General features: G+C 40.9%; 7 protein-coding genes. All 7 read right to left on the bottom strand.

Annotated elements, in window-relative coordinates; all coding sequences use genetic code 11:
• Positions 1–20: 20 nt before the first annotated feature.
• Complete coding sequence (locus JYB62_RS13395; protein WP_205645933.1) at positions 21–1160, bottom strand: FIST N-terminal domain-containing protein; 1140 nt, start codon at positions 1158–1160, stop codon at positions 21–23.
• 24 nt (positions 1161–1184) lie between these two features.
• Positions 1185–2345 carry an FIST signal transduction protein gene (locus tag JYB62_RS13390; RefSeq protein WP_205645932.1) on the bottom strand — a complete coding sequence of 387 codons (1161 nt, stop codon included), beginning with the start codon at positions 2343–2345 and terminating at the stop codon, positions 1185–1187.
• Complete coding sequence (locus JYB62_RS13385) at positions 2342–6007, bottom strand: sensor histidine kinase (protein ID WP_205645931.1); 3666 nt, start codon at positions 6005–6007, stop codon at positions 2342–2344. Before JYB62_RS13385 ends, JYB62_RS13390 begins: the two co-directional genes overlap by 4 nt.
• A gap of 2 nt (positions 6008–6009) precedes the next feature.
• Positions 6010–7992: an ATP-binding protein gene (locus tag JYB62_RS19895; protein WP_243431580.1), complete on the bottom strand. Its 1983-nt coding sequence runs from the start codon at positions 7990–7992 to the stop codon at positions 6010–6012.
• Entirely contained in the window at positions 7989–15719 is a 7731-nt protein-coding gene (locus JYB62_RS13375; protein ID WP_205646672.1) for a sensor histidine kinase, read from the bottom strand. Before JYB62_RS13375 ends, JYB62_RS19895 begins: the two co-directional genes overlap by 4 nt.
• Positions 15716–21022 carry an ATP-binding protein gene (locus JYB62_RS13370; RefSeq protein WP_205645930.1) on the bottom strand — a complete coding sequence of 1769 codons (5307 nt, stop codon included), beginning with the start codon at positions 21020–21022 and terminating at the stop codon, positions 15716–15718. Before JYB62_RS13370 ends, JYB62_RS13375 begins: the two co-directional genes overlap by 4 nt.
• Positions 21023–21411: 389 nt before the next feature.
• Positions 21412–22719 carry a hypothetical protein gene (locus tag JYB62_RS13365; RefSeq protein ID WP_205645929.1) on the bottom strand — a complete coding sequence of 436 codons (1308 nt, stop codon included), beginning with the start codon at positions 22717–22719 and terminating at the stop codon, positions 21412–21414.
• Positions 22720–22751: the final 32 nt, after the last annotated feature.

Here is a 22751-nt window from a genome sequence, read left to right as displayed (position 1 = left end):
TTTAATTTTTTTTGATAAGATTACTTCTCTTTCAATGCTACCCAGCTTACAGTTGTTCCCTGAAATTCGCAACGGCCTTCATCCAATTTTCCAAATTCACCCAAGGAGAAAAAGCCAATCATGGGTGTACCCCAAGTGGATGCCAGCCCTTCTATCTCAGTGGAAATCAAAGGACCGAAAGTCCCTAATCTTCCTATACATGAAAAAACCATCAACACATCGGCATCTGGCATCTCCTTTCTTTTACTGACCCTGGTGCTTTCTACTACTTTGTCAATCACATCAAAATCCGGTGGAAGGGAAAATCGGAATTGATCTCCTTCATTTACACCACCTGCAATCATGACGGATAGTTCGGTAGGATTAAAAAACAGCGCAGGCTTCATAATAGCATTTCCTGATGCCCTCTCAAACTGTAATGGATAGCCAAGGTCTGTAGGAATAAATCCACTTCCTTCTGGATTCGCCCTTACTATATCTTTCCCTAAGAATCTTTGAATGACATGCATCGCAGGTTCATGATCAATAGTTAAAGCCCAGGAACCTTCACTTTTCGTGATTTTTTTCATCGTACCTACTGGCTTCCAGCCTGAAACTGCCAGACCGCTTATCGCAACCTTGTCCTGATCAAGAATGAGTGCAAGCAAGCCTCCTTTACTTGATACATCATTGGTGAAAAGGATTCCTGTAAAGTCAGCCGGATCACCACTACCGCCGCCCGCGATCAAAATATCCTGACCTGCGGCATCCGTCAATCCTTGGATGAGCCCATCGTAAGAAATTCTGAAATCCAATGGTGAAATGATGAAGCCGGGATTCGCAAAAGCGGTTTTTCCAGATAGCCCTGCATTATACCCCGCTTCGTAGGCAGACGACCCCTCGTATTCGTTCAATATTATTTTAAAATGGTCAGGTTTAATATCCAGTAGCATGACAAGGATTTCCGCTTCTGTAATTCCATCTTCAGAAAATTTCTGCGGAGATGTGATTCCGAAGATCTCAATACCCTGTTTCCCAAAAATGGAACGGAGCTCTTCAGCATCCTCCTTGTTGGTTAGAATGATGGTGGCTAGGGTTGGAATGAAACCTTCGCTCATGCATTCATCTAATTCCTTTTGTATTTCAGTAGGTGTTTTTCCGTTGATGGTTTTTGCTTTCATATTTTCAACAAATTTTTGGTCAACTCATTTCTCTGTCAAAGCCACCCAGCAGCATGCCGTAGAATGGAAGTTTTGAGGGCTGTTTTTTGCCCTACCAAATTCACCATAGGTGAAGAAACCAGCCATAGGGCTGTTCCAAACCTCAGCCAATCCTTCGTTTTCTATCGTCACAAGCGGTCCGAGAGCCGGTTCTCTACCTGCACAAGAAAATACCAATAATGCGTCTGCATCCTTGCCTAAATTATTCCTGACTTTACTTGCTTCATCAGTGATCTCCTGAACAATATCAAAATCCGGAGGTACCGAAAACCAAAACTTCTCACCCTCAACCATCTCCATATCCATGTTGAGCGCATTTTCTTCATAATCAATACTCATCGGAGATTTGATGAGAATATCATCGCTGCTTTTCCGCTCCACAATAAATGGGTAATAGAAAGATAGCTCGTTTAATACATTGAACTCCCGGTTTTCACCCTCTTTACCCTTACCCAGATAATTAAGGTACATGTCCACTGCTGGCTTTCCGTCAATAGAATACAGAAGTTTACCCTTGCTACGGGTCACTTTCCTGGAAATTCCCAAACGTTTCCAGCCAGTAATGGCCATACCGTTCAGAGAGACTTTATTAGCATCAAAAACCAAGACTATCAGGCCATGATTTGTTTCTTGGTTTTTAGTGAAAACGGCCGTTCCGGCTAAGGTTAAATCGTCACCTGCCATGCCTCCAAAAAAGATCTTTTCCGGTCCTATTGCTTCGGATAGTTCTTGAACTAGAGTTATTCCGTCAAACAATTCAGAGCCCGGTGTTACGCCGGTACTGCAAACAATCATAGAAGGATTGACAAACTGGGTAAGCGCGGAATTTGCCACTTGCCTAGCTACTTCCTGAATGCTTTGCACTCCTATTTCCTTCAATAAAATGGAATAAGAATCCCTTGCCAAATCCATCAAGAGGAGGGCCATTTCACCATTGCTTTGATGACCATTGACAAACTCACCACAGGATGTAGCTCCAAAAACGTCAATATCATATTGGGCAAGGATTTCGGTTACCGCTTGCCTGTCCTGATTAACAGAAATAAAAACAACAGCGAGGGTAGGGGTAAAATCGTCAGCAATAGCGGCTTGTATTGCCTTTTGGATGTCCTCTGGAGATTTACCGTAGATGGATTTTGATTTCATGTGCTTAATTTGATTATAAACTTCGTCCCCCAATTGATCGATGTTTCTACTCTTATTTCCCCTCCATGCGCCTTTACGATATCATAAGATAAGGATAATCCCAATCCTGTCCCCGAACCTGTTGGTTTAGTCGTAAAGAATGGCTGGAAGATTTTTTCTTTGATGTGTTCGGGGATGCCGGAGCCGTTGTCTTGGACGGAGATTTCTACCCCTAAATCCCCTAAAGGGGACTTGGTCATCGTTGTTTTGACAATTACTTCTGGTTTGTAGCCTTCTTCCCCTTCAGGGGGCTGGGGGGTAGATTTTGCCTTTTCATGGACCGCGTAAAAAGCATTATTCACCAGGTTTAAAATTACCCGACCGATATCCGAAGCGACTACATTTACCTTTGGCAAATTAGGGTCAAGTTTTAACTCAAAGTCAGCATTAAAAGACTTGTCTTTTGCCCGAAGTCCGTGGTAACTCAACCGCAAATATTTGTCGGCAAGTGCATTTAAGTCAGTGGGTGTTTTCTCTCCTTTGTTGGCTCGGCTATGCTCTAGCATTCCTTTCACAATGGTATCAGCACGTTTGCCATGGTGATTTATTTTCGAGAGATTTTCTTTTAAGTCTTTGCCAATAGCTTTTGCCTCTTCAATGCCCCCCTTCTCCAATTCCTCATTCATCTCATCAACCAACTCGTCACTGACCTCCGAGAAGTTGTTGACAAAATTCAAAGGGTTTTGAATCTCATGGGCAATGCCCGCGGTGAGCTCTCCTAGAGAGGCCATCTTTTCGGATTGGATGAGTTGGCTTTGGGTGGATTGAAGGTTACTGATGGTCTCCCGAAGTTCATCGGTTCTTTGAGTTACTTTTTCTTCGAGCAAACGGTTTTCCTTCTTTAGCCGTCTCGACCGGTATTGAACGATTGCCCAGATACCGCCGAAGGCTAGGATTGCATAAGCCAAGTAAGCCCACCAGGTCTGCCACCAGGGCGGAAAAATTCGAAAACTGAATTCAGCAGGGACACCCCATTGGCCTTGGATTCCTCTGGTTGCGACACGAAAGGTATAGGCGCCGGGTGGGAGATTAAAGTAATTTTTGCTTTGAGGCTCCTGGCCTGCATAGATCCAGCGATCGTCAGCGCCTGCCAGCATATATCTGAATGAGATTTTGTCTCTGTTCAAGACACTCAGATTGGCAAAACTGAACTGGAGATAATTTTGATCATAAGGCAGTTGCAGCCCGATGGGCAATTTGTAAGGACTTGAAAGGCTGTCCCATTGGATATGATTATCAAATACATATCCTGAGTCTTGTGGCAGCGTATTTTTGGTGAAGAGTTGATTGCCATCGCTGGACCACAGAGTATCTCCCGTCTCAACAAGGGGCCGTAAATCTGCCATACGATCAAAAGATCGTTTGTCATCCATGATTGTTAGTCCGGTGATGAAAACCGGACTTGGCACGGTGTCAATCACCGGGTCTTGTGTCAGAATGGTCAATTTCCAATTAGGCCCAGTACCAAACCAAAGTTGCCCGTTAGCCAGAAGTAAGCTTGCTCTTCGGTTATAGTCATTTGAGAGGAAACCTTGAGCAGCGCTGTAGTTGAAGAAATTCCAGGGCGTGTTTAGATCAGCCGGAGGATTTACCATCAGGAGACCATCTACCGTTCCTAAGTATAGAGTACTATCTTTTTCCTGTAAGTTGTACACGGTCTCCGGCACGATTCCTTCTGCTTCCCCCAGATTGGTGATGGTTTGACTGACAGGATTTATAATCGAAATGCCACCATCTGTTGCCACCCACAACGTACCATCTTCCCTCTGTATGATTTGCCAGATGTTGTTATGGGCCAACCCTTCCTGTTCCCGTAAATATTGGATGGTATTTTTATCCGGATCTATGATAACCAATCCATTGCTTGTGCCCAGCCAGTAACGACCTGATCCATCATCCAAAATACAGCTTACCCGATCAGAACCTAATTGGGGAGACTCCTTTGGGATGATCTTTAATCCATTTGATACCGGATTATATACCGCGAGTCCATTATCGGTGGCTAACCAATAGAAGCCCTCTTCGTCTTTGAGGGCGCCGAAAATCCGTTCTGCAATGTTTTGCGTTGTAAGATACTGGGTGAGTACTTTTTCCTCGCGATTTATGATGAGAAAACCCTGCTGATCTCCATCAACGAATAAGTTGTCTTTTTCAAATTCTTTGATGAAAAAAATATTTCTTGAGTTTGGGTTTTGTAGAGTTGCATCATCGATCGCTTTGAGGGTCTTGCTGGAAGGGCTATAAATATTGATGCCGTCCGGTGTGCCTAGCCAGATATCCCCTCGATGGTCTTCCTCCAAACTCCTGACTTCACTATCGATCAGCCCATCAGACTCGTCCAGGAACCCGGGTAAAGGTCCATCCGGATCCAACAGAAGGAGTCCTTCCGTAATACCAATCCAGATTACGCCCCTGTTATCTTTTATCGCATTTCCCCATCTTACAGAACTATTGGTGACAATTGTTTTCATCTGCCTGCGATCTTTACTGAGCACCTCTATAGTATCATTTTTTATGACCCATAACCTTCCGTGACGATCTTCCTCAAATAAAACTTGCCACCCAAGACCCCACTTTTTATTGTCAATGGTAGCAGCTGTTTTTTCTTCTAATGAAATGGCCATAGGACCCTTTTCGGCGGCCAGCCACATACTGTGATTTGAGTCTTGAAAAAAATATGAAACCCGATCATTCAAGATTTCTACGTAGTCTTCACGGTCTTCCCCGATAACGCTTAATACATTTTGACCACCACTATTATGAGTGAGCCAAATATTGTTTCTATGATCCTCCATTATCCGAAACCCACCTTCAAAGCCGGGATTGGTAATTTGTCGCAACTGCTTCATTTCACTATCCATGACATAGTAGGCATTTTGCCAATGGTTCATCCATATTTGATTTTGATGATCACAAAGAAGTGAAAGGATTACCTGCGTTGCCAGAAAATGGGTTTGCGTCCTATTTTTGAAATCTAGTACATAGACCCCATTATTTCCCGTGGCCACCCATAATTTACCATCCTGATCTAATACAATATCCCAGATGTTTCTGTAGTCATAAGTATACAACTCATTCCCGTTATACAAACACAGTCCACCGTCAAATGTGGCAATCCAATAGCTCCCATCATCGTTCTGAAGCACTTTTCTGATTTCGTTAGAGGGCAGCCCCTCACTCATGGAAAGTTGTAATATCCCCGAAGAAACTCCAGTCAGAACACTTGGTTGGTTCATTTTGCTGACAACAGGCGTAGGAAGGATGGAAATTTTCTTTTCAACCGGAATGGTGTCAAACTCCAGCTTAATCCGATCATTGGGGTCCCAATCCAAGGGGGATTCTTCCATCGGAGAATTTAGAGGTTTGAACTCATTAATATTGAAGGGCTTAGAAGGTATTTTGCCAATGTCCAACGGGTATGTTTGAGGAAGGTCAATACTATCCGGGTCAACAACTTGCCATTCGATGGGTTTGGTTTCGGTGTACTCAAATGCTTTGGTTATAGGCGTTCGGAACGAGGTCGGGTCAAGAGCGCCTTTTTGAACTTTATCATCATTACAGGATACCGTAAAAATGGCCGCAAGGCAAGAAAAAAATAGTATGGTTTTCGTTTTCGATATCATGATTATTGATTGATTTTAAAAGGTAAGGAAATTATAAAGGTTGTTCCCTCACCTTCTTCGCTTTCTACCCTTATCTCCCCTCCATGTGCTTTCACTATATCATAGCTCAAAGACAATCCCAATCCTGTCCCCGAACCTGTTGGTTTGGAGGTAAAGAAAGGCTGGAAGATTTTTTCTTTGATGGAGTCGGGGATACCAGAGCCGTTGTCTTGGACGGAGAGCTCGACGAACCCCCCTTGCCCCCCTGCTAGGGGGGAGTAAGTGCTGCTTACGGTTACGATTGGTTTATAATCGGAGTCTGTCTTTCCTAATTTTGTCTTTTCATTAATGGCGTAAAAAGCATTATTCATCAGGTTGAGAAGAACTTTACCTATATCCTGAGGAATTACCGAAACCTGTGGAAGATCAGGAGCTAGGTCTGTTTTTAATTCACATTTGAAATCAGGTTCTTTTGCTAAAAAGGATTGGTAACTCAAGCGAAGGAATTCATCTGCCAACACGTTGAGATAAGTAGGTTGCTTCTGACCTGAGCCTCTTTTGCTATGCTCGAGCATACCCTTTACGATGGCATCTGCCCGTTTGCCGTGGAGGGTGATTTTCTCTAAGTTCTGTTTGAGATCATCGGCGATCTCCACTGCAAACTGTACACTGCCAGCTGCCAACTCCTCTTTCATTTCATCCACTAGCTCTGTGCTTACCTCGGAAAAGTTGTTGACGAAGTTGAGTGGATTCTGAATCTCATGCGCAATGCCTGCGGTGAGTTCACCCAGACTGGCCATTTTTTCGGACTGAATCAGCTGGGCTTGGGTGGATTTGAGTTGGTTGTAAGCTCCTTCAATTTGGACTTTTGCTTTTTGCTTTTGTCTGTTATTTCTGATCAGAAAAAAGCCAATGATTAGAAAAGTGAAAGTACTTCCCAGAAAAATATTTCGGTTTAGTTTCGACTGATACTCCTTTTTAGCGACTTCTAACTCATATTTTCTTTGTTGTTCATCGTAATCGTTAAAGTCTGAGAATGCAGACATATTCAGCATTTTCGCCAGACTATCAGATGCAGAGAGTGCTTGTTTACTATAAACCAAAGCTTTCTTTGGGTCTGAATCCTGATAAAACTCTACCAAAAATTTGCTCCCATCTTTCATTCCAACAAATAGCATATTTTCAGTTGCTTTAGTCAAGGACTCTATTGCATAGTAAAGACTTGAATCCAGTTCATTTTTCACTTTGAAAACTTTTGCTATATCAAGAAGGATTCTAGCTTCGCCGGATTGTGATTCTGAATGGAATTGTGAGAAAGATTTTTTGAGATAATAGATGGCAGAATCGAAATTACCAATTTGGCTATGAGCTTTTCCTAATTCATTATAGGGTTGAACCAAAACCCAAGATACTTGAAGCTCTTCTGCCAAAACTTTTGACTTATATCCATAATGAAATGCAGAATCTATTTTTTGGTTTCCTAAGAATGCTCTAGCTAATAATGAATGGTTTATAGAAATGAAATTTTGATCATTTGCTTCTTGAAATAAATCATTGGCGGTATGAAGTAGCCTTATAGCTTCTTCGAAGTTTCCTAGCATTGTGCTATTATTGCCTTGGTTCATAATGAATTTGGCCTTCATGGTATTTTCATTCAAATCCTCACCAATTCTTAGTCCTTCAGAGCATATTCGAAGTGCCTTTGTAAAGTCACCCAGGGTTTGATAGCTGAGGCTTAACTGGTGTAAAGCTTTTACTTCTCCCAAAACAAAATTGATAGATCGCGATAAGACTAATGCTTTAGAGGCATAGAAAATACCGGAATCGGGCCTGCTAAACTTATGGAAGTTAGATAGTTGTATATAAACATTTACTTTAGTAGTGTCTTCCGTGGCAGCTCTTAGCTCGTTATATATTCCGAAGTTTCGATATTCTTCAGTAAATCCTTGACTTTGACTAGAGTTAACTAGGCCTACAAAAAATGATATGATTAAAAGGAGCCTCATTTGATAGGTAGGGTTAAAATGAAAACTGTTCCTTTTTCTGCAGATGATTTCACAATTATTTCCCCTCCATGCGCCTTCACAATATCATAGCTCAGTGATAATCCCAATCCTGTTCCGGACCCTGTCGGCTTGGTGGTAAAGAAAGGCTGGAAGATTTTTTCTTTGATGGAGTCGGGGATGCCAGGACCGTTGTCTTGGACGGAGAGCTCGACGACCCCCCCTTGCTCCCCTGCTAGGGGGGAGTAGGTGCTGCTTACAGTTACGATTGGTTTATAATCGGAGTCTGCGTTTACAGTCTTAGCTTTTTCATGAACTGCGTAAAAAGCGTTGTTTACTAGATTTAAAATTACCCGACCGATATCGGAAGCCACTAAATTTACTTTTGGCAAATTAGGGTCAAGATCTAATTTGAAATCTGCATTAAAGCTCTTGTCTTTTGCACGAAGTCCATGGAAGGAAAGTCGCACAAATTCATCGACTAAAGCATTTAAATCTGTTGGAGCTTTTTCGCCTTTATTTGCCCGACTATGCTCCAGCATTCCTTTGACGATAGCATCGGCACGCTTTCCATGAAGGTTGATCTTGCTTAAGTTTTCTTTTAGGTCTTTGCCGATTGCTTTCGCTTCTTCTATATCCCCATTTTCTAATTCCTCATTCATCTCATCGACCAACTCGTCACTGACCTCCGAGAAGTTGTTGACAAAATTCAATGGGTTTTGAATCTCATGGGCAATTCCTGCAGTAAGCTCTCCAAGAGAGGCCATCTTTTCGGATTGGATCAGTTGGGCTTGGGTGGATTTGAGTTCGCTGAGGGTATACTCAATCTTGGATTTTGCATCCTCCAATTGCTTGAAATCTTCATACCGGGCATAGGCAACAGAAAAGGCGTCTGCTAAATTTTGAACCAGATCTATTTGAACCGAAGTTAAATCTGCTGTACTTCCCACATACAACATTCCTTGGGGAAATGGAATAAATTGGAGGGTTAAGGATTCCGGTGGTTCCTCGCCTCCCTGATAGGTAATGGAATTTTCTATTTGCTGTTGTTCCAGTAAGGTATTAGTAAAAGCTAAAAACTCCTCTTTGTTCCAATGGGCAATGTAGGGCTGCTGTTTTTTCCAATGTTTTACCCCGTTGGAACTGACCTCATTACTTTCATAATCTAAATTCAGGGCCGCTAAAGGTTTCCCATCAGGAGTAGATAAATAAAAATGGACTTTTTCCTCTTTTTCATTTATAATCATTAAGCCGCATCGGAAGAAAGGAACCCCTAGTGTCAAAAGCTCTCTCCAAATCAAAGGGGTAATCCGTTGCAAATCTTCCGTTTTTCGCATGGAGGCGATTTCTGCTCTGACGCGATCTAAAGAAGACTGTTTGATTGCTTCCTTTTCACGAGCTTCAGCTTGTTTGATGTCTTTGAAACGTGTGTAGGATTGATCGAATACCTTTCCAAATCGTTCCAGAACAGAAAATTTGTCATCAGACAAAGGTTCGATGCAGGCAAGAAATAGGACTCCAAAATCATTAAACGTATTGTATAAATAGACTTTTTCAGGAGCTCTCATTGCTTCTTGTACTTCCATGGGTAGTCTTCCCAATTCCATTTCATTGAAAAGTACATCGCACCAGCTTACCATGTTTTCCCCCTCCAAAATGTAAAGGTTTTTTGTCCTTTTTTCTTCCCAGCATTTCCAATATTCCAGATAAACCGGATGATCCTGATTGGTAATTAAAAAGCTGTCTGTTCCACTTTCTGCTTCTGGATTGGCTGCCCACCAACGAACAGATTTGTTTTCTGGATAATAAATCCATATCACAGCACGCTCCATCTGTAATTCCAGATTGGTTAATTCTTCAAAAACCTTGGCAAGAATTAAATTCAGTTCACCGGAATGTTGCATTGCCATTGACTGGCTTCGTACTCGCTCCAAAGCCGCCTCAATCTGTGCTTCCCTTGCCTGTGCTTCCGCTTTTTGGAGGTCAAGAAAGCGGGTATAGGTTTGTTCGAAGACCTTGGCAAAGCGAGTTAAAATTTCTTCTTCCTGAGCTGTAAATAATCTACCTGTTGTATCAGGGATTCCTATGGCAGTATTTTTTCCAAAAGCAATTGTATACGAGTATTTTCCAGTTTTTTGAATTACCTCCTTTATTTTTTTGTCAATATTCTTATAATCAGTATGTTGAAAGGTAAAGGCAAAAAAATCATCTTTTATTTCTTTGGAATATTCTTTAGAGTAATAGTTTAACCCGCTTTGCCAGGCATTAAAAATATCTGAACGTAAGGGATTTTCGAAAAAGGGCATTTCGAGGCCTTTGGGAAAAATTTGAGAAGGGTCGGCAATCCATTCTATATGATCTTTTGAATCATCGTTGAAAATATGAATTATTGCTGCCCCATTTTTCAGACCAAAATCCAGCTCTGAAAGTTTTTCAAATACTTCCGCTACCACCTCTTTTAATTCATCACTTCGCTGCATGGCCATAGTTCGAGCACGCACTCTTTCTAAAGCTAATTGAATTTCAGCTTCTCTAGCCTGAGCTTCCGCTTTTTGAAGGTCGAAGTATCTATTGTAGGTTAGGTCAATGACGCTTACAAACCGCTGAATTGTCTTTAGCTTATCCTCGCTAAATGGTTCTTGAGTCCAGGCATAAAAACAACCATGCTTGAAAGGGAGGAAGTACCCGTATTGTACTTCATTTTTTGAAAATTTTGGTTTCGGCAAGTCACCGTAGCTTGCAAGAATAAGATCGTAATATTGCTGTAATTCCTTTCCATTTAGCTTTGGACAATAGATCTTCTTCTTATTCCAATGATCGAATATTGATTCTAAAACTTCATTTCCCTGCAGAGATATTTCCCCAATTAATAGCAGATTGTTCCCTTGATCAGATCGAACTGTGGCATACATAGTTCCCTGCTTAGTTTCCGCCTCAATCAATCCTATCCCAGATCTCAAAGGAGTGATTCCTAATGAATTTAATTCATTAAAGACTACACTATTGGCATTTGCAAGATCACTGGTATTGTGCATGGCCATGGCTTTAGACCTGACCCGCTCAAGGGCTGCCTCAATCTCCGCTTCTCTAGCTTGAACTTCCGCTTTTTGTAGATCTAGAAAACGGGTATAGGTTTGTTCGAAGACTCTGGCGAAGCGATCAATTAATGAATTCTCTTCTTCTGTGAATTGGTGATTAGTAAAATTGAAAACCCAAAGACCCGTGTTTTTCTGAATACCCCAGGAGGTTTTAAATCCATGTTCTATGGATTGAATTCTTTCCCACCTTTCTTTCGTCACAGATATTCCGAGATTTGTTTTATCGTACAAGTGATTATAAAAATCCAGGGTTTCTTGCCTCGTTAAATCAAAGCTTATGAAAGTGTCTCCTCTATCTCGAGCTTCCCAAAAATTTGAGAATAATGGATGGTCAAAATAAGGGATATTCAAACGAGTCGGATAAATCATGTCCGGTGTAGCTGACCAAAAATGAAAGTCCTTTGATTGATCTTCAAAGGTGATTAATTGACAACCATCTATGGGAAGTCTTAAATTTTGAAGTTGACGAAATGTTACCTCTACCACTTTCTCAAGCTCTTCACTGCGATGCATGGCCATTGAAGCGGATCGAACCCGTTCTAAACCGGCTTCTATCTCCGCTTCTCTTGCCTGGGCTTCGGCTTTTTGGAGGTCAAGGAAGCGGGTGTAGGTAAATTCGAATGCTTTGGCAAAACGGGAAAGAATTTCAAGGGCTTCCTTTTTCAAAGGTTCAAAACTCATGATACCGAGGAATCCTTGCAAAAAACCGGCATCTGTCATCACAATTTGATCAGGCGGAGATTTAAATAGTTTTTGATAATCTTCATCCTTAGCCACGTGGGGCAGGGTAGCTAGGAATGCCATATAGTTTGCTAATTCTTCTTCCTGATAGATACGGATATTAATTATTCCTCTGTCTTTCTTCCATTTCGAGTAAAATGCCTTTAATTGTGCAGATTGGTTCAATGGTGTAAAATGACTTCCCGACATGACCCGTCCATCTGCGTGAGTCATCCAGACTTGAACTGTATCTGTATTCGTATCAACATGGCTGAAATAGGTTCTTGCTTCCTTTGGCAATAATTCTAATAAATCAAACTGCTGAAAAAAGACAGATACTGTTTCATTCAGTTCAGCACTGTCTTTCATCAAAAGTGTTCGGTTACGTATCTTTTCAAGAGCTACTTCAATCTGCGCCTCTCTCGCCTGGGTTTCCGCTTTTTGGAGATCTAGGAAACGGGTGTAGGTTTGTTCGAAAACCTGACCAAATCTTCGGAAAATTTCCTGTGCTTCTGGTACAGCTTCAAATAAAACAAACATCAAACTTACCTCTTGGCCAAATACAAAATGGTTATACTGATGGGATGGCAAATGATTTCCTTCCTTCAGCATGATTTCATATTGTTTTTCGTCCATAAATCGAGTAAGTGTCAGATACATCTGCTTAAGGTCCTCCCCTTCAGCATATTGCATAAAATAGTCGACCCCACTTTTCCGAGCATCACTTATTTCTTTTAAAACCGGATTCTGCTGCGTATCTAGCTTATAGGGTTTGATAAATTCTCCCTGAGGACTCGTGACATAGTCAGTATAATAGTTATTGTCTTTACTCCATACATTAAAACCTGCAGTCCAAACTTTAATGCCCATTTTACTCACCTGATTGAAAAGTAACCCAGCTACCTCTGTAAGCTCCTCACTTTTTTGCATGGCCATAGTCCTGCTTCGGACTCTTTCTAAAGCAGCCTCGATTTGTGCTTCCCTTGCCTGTGCTTCAGCTTTTTGGAGGTCAAGGAAACGAGTGTAAGCCTGTTCGAATACAGTAGCGAAGCGAATAAGAATCTTCTGATGATTAATTTGGATTTGGCTATTTCCAATAACATGGAGACAACCTTTTGAAAAATTCGCAAGGCAGAAATATGCTGGGTCTGGAAAATTGAATAAGGAAATCAGATTTTCTTCATACTTCACATTTTCAGGTGCACCCAGTCTAAGGTGGTCATTGAGTGCAATGCCTTTCAGTTCTTGTAGAAATATTGCCTTTCTATCTTTCCATGCCTCATAACGCATTTTAAGGGTATTATCTCCTTTAAGTGGCATTTGGAAATGCGATAACTGTCCTTGGTTAAAATCATGATTCCAAACTTTTAATATCTGCTCCTTTTCAAGAATAATTTCGAACCCACAAGAAACAAACTGAAATCCTAGTTTTATCAATTCCTCATAAAGAACCATTGATACTTCATTCAATTCATTTGTTTGATGCATGGCCATTGACCTAGATCTAACTCGCTCCAATGCAGCCTCAATCTCCGCTTCCCTTGTTTGCGCTTCTGCCTTTTGCAGATCAAGGAAGCGGGTGTAAGTCTGTTCGAATACTTTGGCAAATTTTACCAGTATTGATTTTACTTCCTCATTTTTAAATAGGGTCGTCAAAAGCAAATAACCTTGTTTAAAATAGGCTGCATTCATATACATGGATTCCGGTAAATGAAACAAAAGGTCAGATGAATCGTCAGATAATTCTCCCTGACTCATTATCGTCTTCATGTATTCAAAATGTTTTTTCAAGGCTTTCCCCTTGACAGTTTCTGAAAATAGATCTGCACCTGAATTTTTCCCTTTATATATTTTTTTAAGGTAGGGGTCGATATTGTGGGGAACATTCATTTTCCACATAATATCAGGCGAACCTGCACATGACCAGGCTTCTGCAATAGGTTTGCCTGAAACCCAAATATTAAACCCAAATGCAAGTGGTTTTATACCCAAGGATTCCAGCTCTACATATATTTGTGAAGCGGTATCTGTTAGTTCATCACTTTTATGCATTGCCATGGTTCTAGCACGTACCCGCTCTAATGCCACTTCAATCTGTGCCTCTCTAGCCTGTGCTTCTGCCTTTTTTAGATCAAGGAAGCGTGTGTAGGCTTGTTCGAATACTTTGCCGAAGCGTTTAAAAATTTCCTCTTCTTCTTTTGTGAACTCAGTGAGACTGAACCGTTGAAGTACCAGGATAGAGTTCTTTGATCGCACGACAGCTCTTACCCAGCCAGGTGTTTGATACACAAATTCCTGTCTCTCCTTTGGTATAATTTTAAAATCGGAATACTTAAATAACCACCTGAAAAACTTGTTTTTTTCTTCTTTCGAATATTTTTCAGTGTAAAACGGGAGACCATCTTCCGTTGGATGGGTTAAAATCCTGAAGTACTCCTCAGAAAATGGAATATGGAATTTATTAAGGTATCCTTGCCCTTCACGTGCGAACCAACTATTAAGACCTTCGTTAATATTTGAAAAGTCGGTGATGATTTGTGAACCATTAAATTCGATACCTAGCGCGATTTGTTCTCGATCTAGCACCCGAACCACGTCAACGAGTTCTTCACTTTTATGCATGGCCATGGAGGCCGCACGGACTCTTTCTAATCCGGCTTCTATTTGTGCTTCCCTAGCTTGCGCTTCGGCTTTTTGAAGGTCTAGGAAGCGGGTATAGGTTTGTTCGAAGACTTTAGCAAAACGCTCGTAGGCCGGGTAATTTTCTCGGTTAAGTGGTTTTATATCCACAAACTCAAGCATTCCAAATTTCAATGTGAAATAGGATAAGTAAATATCCTTGGGTTTAAGCCAGCCTTTCTTAACCTCCTCAGGAAGCATCTGATTATAGTCGGTATTATTTAGCATAAAGGAGGTGTAGTCCTCTTTTTCCTTTCCAAGGAGGTTAATATCAAATTGAGGAATACCTGATTGCCATAAGTCCCATGTCTTTTTAGCAATTTTGTTAGTCAATGGCACATTACAAAAACCTTCTAAATGTGGCATGTTGGTCTCAGCATACCAGTATCGCATGACACTTGCTTGGATATCACAAATAATGATTGAGCAACCCCAGTCAGTAAAACCAAGTCTATTTATTTCTTCATAAATGACCGCAACGACCTGACTTAGTTCTTCACTTTTATGCATGGCCATGGAGGCCGCACGGACTCTTTCTAATCCGGCTTCTATTTGTGCTTCCCTAGCCTGCGCTTCGGCTTTTTGAAGGTCTAGGAAGCGGGTGTAGGTTTGGTCGAATACTTTGGCAAACCTGACGAGTATTTCTATATTTTCAATCGGCCTGTCATTGGTTAAAAACAAAATACCATGTTTAAAGAAAGCGTGATGGACTACTAAACGCTGAGGTTGTTGTGCTTGACCCTTTGAATATTTTGCAGCCTGTTTTGCCAAGATATCTGCACTTTCCAGATCTTTGAATTGGTCTGCATTACCAGCTAGGTGGTTTTCTAATTCTTCTCCCTGAATATCAAAGATTAAGTGTGTTTTACCCAGTTTCCAGTCTTCATATGCTTTCATTAAATAGGGGTCTTTATCAAAACGTATTGGAACTGGTTCCGGAAATTCAGTGCCGCCAATTGATAAATATTGTATTCCAGTGGGTTTATCTTTATCTGGAATACCAAAACCACAAACATGGAGTCCAATGCCCAGTTCTTGAAACTGGTGAAATAAAATTTTAGCTGTGTCCAATAATTCATTGCTTTGGTGCATATCCATAGTCCTGGATCGTACTCGCTCCAAAGCAGCCTCAATCTCCAACTCTCGATTTTTAGATTCCAACTCTATTGCTTGCTTTTCCATCGAGCGCTGGAGTCTTTCAATTTCCGCTTTTAATTGGGCCTCCGTTTTCATTTGTTTTCTGGGTCTATTGGTAAAAAGAGGGTCATTTCCGTTCCTTCTCCCACTACACTTTTGACTCTAAAATCCCCTCCATGAGCTTTGACGATATCATAGCTCAAAGACAATCCCAGGCCTGTTCCTGAGCCAGTTGGCTTGGTAGTAAAAAATGGCTGGAAGATTTTTTCCTTTGCTGTTTCCGGAATTCCATTCCCATTGTCTTTTACAGATAATTCGATTCCATAAAGAATCTTTTTACTACTTAATATCACCTCGGGATGATATTCCCCATTTGACGATTTCGCTTTTTCATTGACTGCATAGAAAGCATTGTTTACCAAGTTCAAAATCACTCTTCCCATATCTTTTGCGATGATATTTACCTTCGGAAGCTTGGGGTCTAAGTCCAGCTTAAATTCTGAATTGAAACTTTTGTCTTTGGCACGGATTCCATGATAGGAGAGGCGTAAAAACTCATCTGCCAAAGCATTGAAGTCGGTGGGATTTTTTTCACCGGAGCTTGATCTACTATGATCCAGCATGCTTTTCACAATAGAATCAGCCCGCTTGCCGTGATGATTAATTTTGCTGAGGTTCTCTTTGATATCTGCGGAAATAGCTTTCACCTCTTCCATATCTCCATTTTCAATTTCCTCCATCAATTCCTCAAACATTTCGCTGCTTACTTCAGAGAAGTTATTCACAAAGTTTAGAGGGTTCTGAATCTCATGGGCTATCCCGGCGGTAAGTTCACCGAGGGAGGCCATTTTTTCAGATTGGATGAGTTGAGCCTGGGTAGCCTGTAGATCCTTTAATGCCCGTTCCAATCTTTGTTTTTCTGCTATCAGTTTTTTGCCCTGCTCCTCTTTTTGTTGCAGGTCAAGGAAACGGGTATAAGTTTGCTCGAAAACTTTGGTAAATCGCTTGAAAATACCATGGGCTTCAGGTACCCGTTCGTAGGTAATGAACAATAAAAAACCATGTGTAAAGCATCCCAGATGATTCACCTGGAAAGTAGGTAGGGAAATACCTGCTGCATCAAATTGTTCTAAAACTGGCTTCAGCTCGGGAAGCTCGCCCAAATACCGGTAGTGCTCTACCAAATCTTCACCTCCTTGCTCGTAAACAAAAAACTCTTCCTGATTCACGATAGCCTGGTGCCAAGGAAGCATACTTTCATGTTCGGTAAGCGGCAACCGAAAAGGAGTTTGAATTTCATTTTCACTACTCATCCAACACATGGAGGACTCAAGGTCCTCTGATAAAATATTATATCCGCAACTCCAGGCGGGAATACCCAATTTTCTTACTTCATTGAATAAGACATTTGCAGCCTCAGGAAGCTCATCACTATGCTGCATGGCCATGGTACGGGATCTTATTTTTTCCAAAGCGGCCTCAATTTTGGCTTCCCTTACTTGAGCTTCTGCTTTCTGTAAGTCCTGGAATCGCTTATATGCTAGATCAAAAGCAGCTCCCATTTTCACCATTATGGATTCCATTTCGGCCGGAGGAGAAGTATTCAAAATGTCAACCGACATTTTCCCATTTGCTAATTTTACAGTGGGATGGAGTAAGTATTCAAAAGTGTTGGTTGATAAAAATTCAGCTACATTATCCGCCTCCTCTGCATTATATTGTTTCAGCCAATCGATCGTGATGGCCATGTCATTTGGATCCTGCTTTTCTACAAAATACTTTGCTATATTATTCCATATTTTTCGAACAAAGAACTCAGGATGGGTTTCTGATAAATTGAATTTCAAGTCCAAAGTAACCTGAAAACCATCTGCTGTATCTTGGACAGAAGTAAGGTCCCACATCCGGATAAAATCCTCTTCTTCTTTTAGATAAATCGTTGCTGCAACCACCCCTGAAATTTCCAAGCCAAGCATCTCATTTTTCAAAACATCAACTACCTCCAGGATCTGCGATGAATTATGCATGGCCAATGCCTTGGCCCTTACCCGTTCTACGCCTAAATTTATTTGTGCCTCCCTGGCTTGTGCTTCTGCTCTTTTTAGGTCTAGATACCGTCGGTAGGTTTGACCGAAAAGAGAACTGAAACGATGAATAATTTGGATTATATCGGCCGGAAATTCGATAGGACTAAAGGCATAGAAAAACCCATGTTCGAAGACAAAACCATAGTGGAATTCTCTTGTAGGAAGTTTTTCTAGTGGTATTTGGATTTTATAATCAGGAGCTTGGTTTAGCATTTTGTAATAATTGAGCAAGTCTTCTCCCTCCAGTACATAAGTATGGAGCGGGATCTGCTCCTTCCATGCCTTCCGTGCACTTTTCAACAAAGGATGCCAAGACATTTCCAAATGCCCAATATGTAGTTTGAATTCCTCTTCAATTTTGGAGGCGGTCCAAAGCTGATTGTTTTCGTTTTCATGGTTTAGGATCCCGATACCAAAGCGGGTTTTTTCATTTACTCCTAAGGCGGTGAGTTCCTCAAACATCATCACAATACACTTCCCAATATCCTGGCTATTATGCATCGCCATGGTTTGAGCTCGGACTCTCTCTAAGGAAGATTCAATATGTGCTTCTTTTGCCTGAGCTTCTGCTCGTTTTAAATCGAGAAAACGTGTGTAAGTCTGTTGGAAAACTTTCCCAAATCGCATGAGAATCGCATTTTCCTGGGGGGTATAGGGTTTACTTTCAAAGTTTTCGATGTACAGCCCGATGTTATCCAGCAAGACCGTAGAAATCGCTAAGCCAGGGTAGGACAAATAGATTTCCCGGAGACCTTCTGCGGCATCTGGGATCCACTCAAAGAGGTCTTCATAAAATCTGTTTTTCTCTTCGAAAGTATGCAGGTTGGTGAAGAAGTTGCCTCCATTTTTCTTGGTCTCCAAAAAGCTGTTCCAGTGAGGACAATCAAAGTAAGGAAGTGTGATTTGTGAGGGAACGCCATTCTTATCAGCCAGCCAAATGAACATATCTTCTCGGTCTTTATAATCCAAAATAAACCCGGTATGCTCCACTAGGATGTCCAATGAGACAAATTGGTCGAAAACCACCTGAATGACTTCTTTCAACTCCTCACTTTTCTGCATGGCCATGCTACGGCTTCTAACCCTCTCTAAAGCCAATTCAACTTGGGTTTCACGGGTTTGATGCTCTGCTTTTTTCAGATCCTCAAAGCGTTGGTAGGCTAAGTCAAATACTTTAGCAAAGCGTATCAGCGTGTCCATACCCTCTTTGGGTGGATTAGGTATAGAACCAGGGAGACTATAACCGATCTCTCCATGTGAGGTTCTTGCCATCACAAAAGTCAATCCTCCTATATGACGGATATCATCGAGCGTTGGGGCCTGAGGATCTACTTTTTCAAAATCTCCCCAGGTGATCATTTTGTGCACATAGTCAACCGCTTCCTCTGTTTCCATCGCGAGTACAAAAAGAGGGTCAGAACCTTTTTCCCAATCTGCTACTGCCTGAATATCTCCATGAATCTGTCTCGGCAAGCTCATGACCATCCCAATCTGAGTGCCGTCCCCTGATGTCATAGCTTTTTCATAGGATTCAGGAAGCCATCGCATGTGCCAGAAATAATGGGCTTCATGTCCAAGATTTACAAACTCTTTTCGCATGGAAACCATGATTTCCAATAGCTCGGTAGATTCTCTCATAGAGGCTACCTGACCTCTGATGCGTTCCAGAGCAGATTCTAATTTTGCTTCCTTAGCCTGTAATTCTGCTTTTTCTAAGTCCAAAAACCTGGTGTATGCCTGATTAAATACCTTGGCAAATCGAATAAAGATGTCATGAGATTCAGGTACAGGCTTATAGGTGATAAACAGTAAATGGCCATGGTTGAAAAATGCCACATGGTCAATTTGCCTTTCGGGAAGCGGTACTCCGGAATCATGTAATTCGGTTAAGGCATCTCCTAAAACAGGTATAGATTTGAGGTAATCGTAATGCTCCTTGATGACATCTGGACCAAATTCTTGAATGTAGAGGGGATTACCTTTTTTACTTTCATCATAGTATTTGAGGAAAACATTTTCGCGAGGAGTCTTATAAAAAGGAAGGAATCCAGCAAAAGAAGTAAACCATTCTAAATCCCAGGGAGTCCCATCAGTAGTTTCCTCATCATAGATATGAAAAGCACAGCCCCAATTTTCAATGCCCAATTTTCTGATTTCTTCTTCCAAAAGAATGGATGCTTCTGCCAGTTCATCACTTTTTTGCATGGATAAACTTCTGGCTCTGAGGCGTTCCAAAGCAGCTTCAATTTGTGACTCACGTGCTTGAGCCAAGGCATTTTGAAGATCCAAATAGCGCTTGTAGGTTAGTTCAAAGGTGTTTTTGAATAGCTTGATTACCGCTAATTGATTTTGGTTGATGGGTTCATAGGTGGAAATTCCAATTGACCCATCTTCGAAGGAATAGAAATAATAGCTGAGAACAGTCGTAGTATCCAGTGCTGGATCGTCTGCTTCTCCCATTCCTTTCCTATAATTTCTCCATTCCTGAAGCTTTTTGCCTTTCACCTGAAACTCAGAGAATACGTCTTTTGAACTTCGGGTTTCCTTGATAAGATTTTCTGTAATGGGGTGACTCTTGTAGTCGATGGTTGTAAGTGTTTTACCAGAACTCGGAGAAAAATCATAATTGAGGAAAGATTCATGCTGGTCCTGATAAATATTGATCATGGTATTTCGGAGCGATTCGAATCCATGTTTTTTAAGTTCTATGAAAATACTTTCAGCGATTTCCAAAAGATCTTCAGGCTTGCTCATTCCCATAGCAATCGCTCTTATCCGCTCCAGAGAGTTCTGTATCTCCAGATCTTTTGTTTTATTTTCCAATTCGATGGTTCTCCGATTAATTGCTTCCCGGAGTTCCTTGTTTTCTGCACTGATCTGATCGTATCCTATGGTTTCTCCTTCTTCGGCATTACTATCCGGAGTTGAAAAATGTTGGTAAATAAAAAGCCATCCTCGTTCAGTATGGTGTAGGGCAGATGAACATCGAAAACGGTCGTAATAGGTCCATTCAGTACCACTTAAGAAATAGGCATCAAAAAAGTGTGTAATGAATACGATATCCCCTTGTCGCTCAAAAGTTTTCTCGTTATTTCTAAGCTGTGTTTTTCCAGCTAGTTGGTCCGCTGTTTTCCGAAAGAAATCAGTAGTCTCTTTGCGGGATAAATATTCCTCATTATTTGTAGAGCCGATAAAATGATATTCATCGTCGAAATAGGAATCGTAGGTTTCTATATCTCCTGAAATATAACTGTTCAACCAAGTTTCATAAACTTGAGCTATTTCAGAAGCTTCTATTTTACTCAACTTCATTTTGTTAAAAATTAAAATTCAAGTTGGTAGAAACTGATGTCTTAGATCTGAGAAAAATGACCCGATGACCTAAAAATCAATTACTAAACTCAAAAACTAATACAAGCTTTAATCCTGAAAGAAAGCGGTCTGAACTCCTTCAAAAGCTTAGTTTCTACTAACTAGTTGGTGGTAATTTGTTTGGTTTAAACAAATTACAAAATCAAATGATGATACTCTCTAAGAACTTGTTGATTTTTAGTCAAATGCAAGAAATAAATTGAATATAACTTCATAAAAAATTGATTTATCGCTTAAAAAATGCTTTTTATTTTGAGGCGATCTGCTTCCTACATGTTTATGGTTTGATCTTTAGTCCCCTAGTATCACTAATTTTTCATTTTAATAATCTACCCTAATCTGCTCTTTGTAAGGGTTTGAAAACTTTTATCTTCATTTTTTTCCAGCAAAACCTTGTAAATAACTTGGTTAACCCGAGTTGGGTAGATGGTACTGGAAGTAGGTCTTTGAGCTTCAATTCCTCCATACAAAAGACCAATAGTCGATACCTGATTATTTAAGAGGCTGTAATCAATGATGGAATCATCATTTTTAAATGCTGTAGCAGGGATGAATATGGAATTTGCGCCAAGAAGTCCCGGCATTTCTGGATCTTGAGGAGGTATTTGAATGTATTGATACATCTTACCTTTAGAAAAGATCATTTGGGTAATGCTTTTCACAAATGGAATTTTTGCGCCACTATCTCCATTTTCCCATGAATTGCTAGAAACATGGTATTGATTTTGACCAATGCCTCCTAAGAGAACAGTAATACAGCTATTGGACTCTTTATCAAAAATACTTGCTTTGGCACAATTGTACTGATTGGTAAGCTGTTTCAAAGGGTCAACGGTAACTGAACATTCATCAATATTAGGGTCGTAATAAACGGGATTATAATACCCGTTCCCTTTGGAATCAAATACTCCTCCAAGTCCTGCTAGGAAGGTTTTTTCATTTTGATAAATTTTTACTGCATTTAAATCCCTTCGGTGTAGACTTTCGTGTTTGATTTCCCGGACTAAGGTTATTTCTTGATCCATAAGTTGAAATACTCGGATGGCTCCTGTGTAAAGACCAGATTTCCCGGGATCGTATACGCCCTCAAAGCATTGCCCGAAACAGAGGTAAAATAAGTCTCCAATTTTCAATAATTCCCCTCCGGTAACTTTTAAATGAGGGCTACAAGCTCTTGCCACGACGGCATTAGAAGGATCTCCTTGTTGCTCGATTTCGATCAACAATTGTGGTAAGTCGAAAGCAATTAAAGTATCAAATGTGTCATCACTTTGTTTATCCGTGGAATGTCGGGCCCCAAATCCTCCTACGATATAGAGGGTGCTTCCATCTTGTTCAAATTGCATGTTGGAAGAGAAAAGCTGTTCCCATTCAGGATTCTTGGGGTCTAATTTTAATTCAAGAGATTCAAAACTGCTTAAATCTATCGCCCAAATCGATTGATTGACCCGGCTTTGTTTGAAAGGGTCTTGTAATTGATTTAAGCCATGAAAACCTTCATCTCTACCCCCAAGAATTATTAATTTATTTTCCCAAACTGCCCAAGCTCCAGATTGAATCAAGGGCATCTTTTCAGGTTTGGTCAAAGGCTCGAGCCGTATGGAAAAGGAAGGGAAATCTAAAGAATCAGCATGCATAAACTTTAGGATTTATAGATGAAAAATTTGGT

It is taken from the genome of Algoriphagus lutimaris (assembly GCF_017051705.1).
GTDB classification, from domain to species: Bacteria; Bacteroidota; Bacteroidia; order Cytophagales; family Cyclobacteriaceae; genus Algoriphagus; species Algoriphagus lutimaris.
The sequence above is the reverse complement of the archived record's forward strand: the minus strand, read 5'-3'. Positions and strand labels throughout refer to the sequence as shown.

Bases quoted from the DNA above. Each gene is read 5' to 3' on its own strand.
- JYB62_RS13395 (WP_205645933.1), bottom strand. From the start codon at position 1,160: ATGAAAGCAAAAACCATCAACGGAAAAACACCTACTGAAATACAAAAG.
- JYB62_RS13390 (WP_205645932.1), bottom strand. From the start codon at position 2,345: ATGAAATCAAAATCCATCTACGGTAAATCTCCAGAGGACATCCAAAAG.
- JYB62_RS13385 (WP_205645931.1), bottom strand. From the start codon at position 6,007: ATGATATCGAAAACGAAAACCATACTATTTTTTTCTTGCCTTGCGGCC.
- JYB62_RS19895 (WP_243431580.1), bottom strand. From the start codon at position 7,992: ATGAGGCTCCTTTTAATCATATCATTTTTTGTAGGCCTAGTTAACTCT.
- JYB62_RS13375 (WP_205646672.1), bottom strand. From the start codon at position 15,719: ATGAAAACGGAGGCCCAATTAAAAGCGGAAATTGAAAGACTCCAGCGC.
- JYB62_RS13370 (WP_205645930.1), bottom strand. From the start codon at position 21,022: ATGAAGTTGAGTAAAATAGAAGCTTCTGAAATAGCTCAAGTTTATGAA.
- JYB62_RS13365 (WP_205645929.1), bottom strand. From the start codon at position 22,719: ATGCATGCTGATTCTTTAGATTTCCCTTCCTTTTCCATACGGCTCGAG.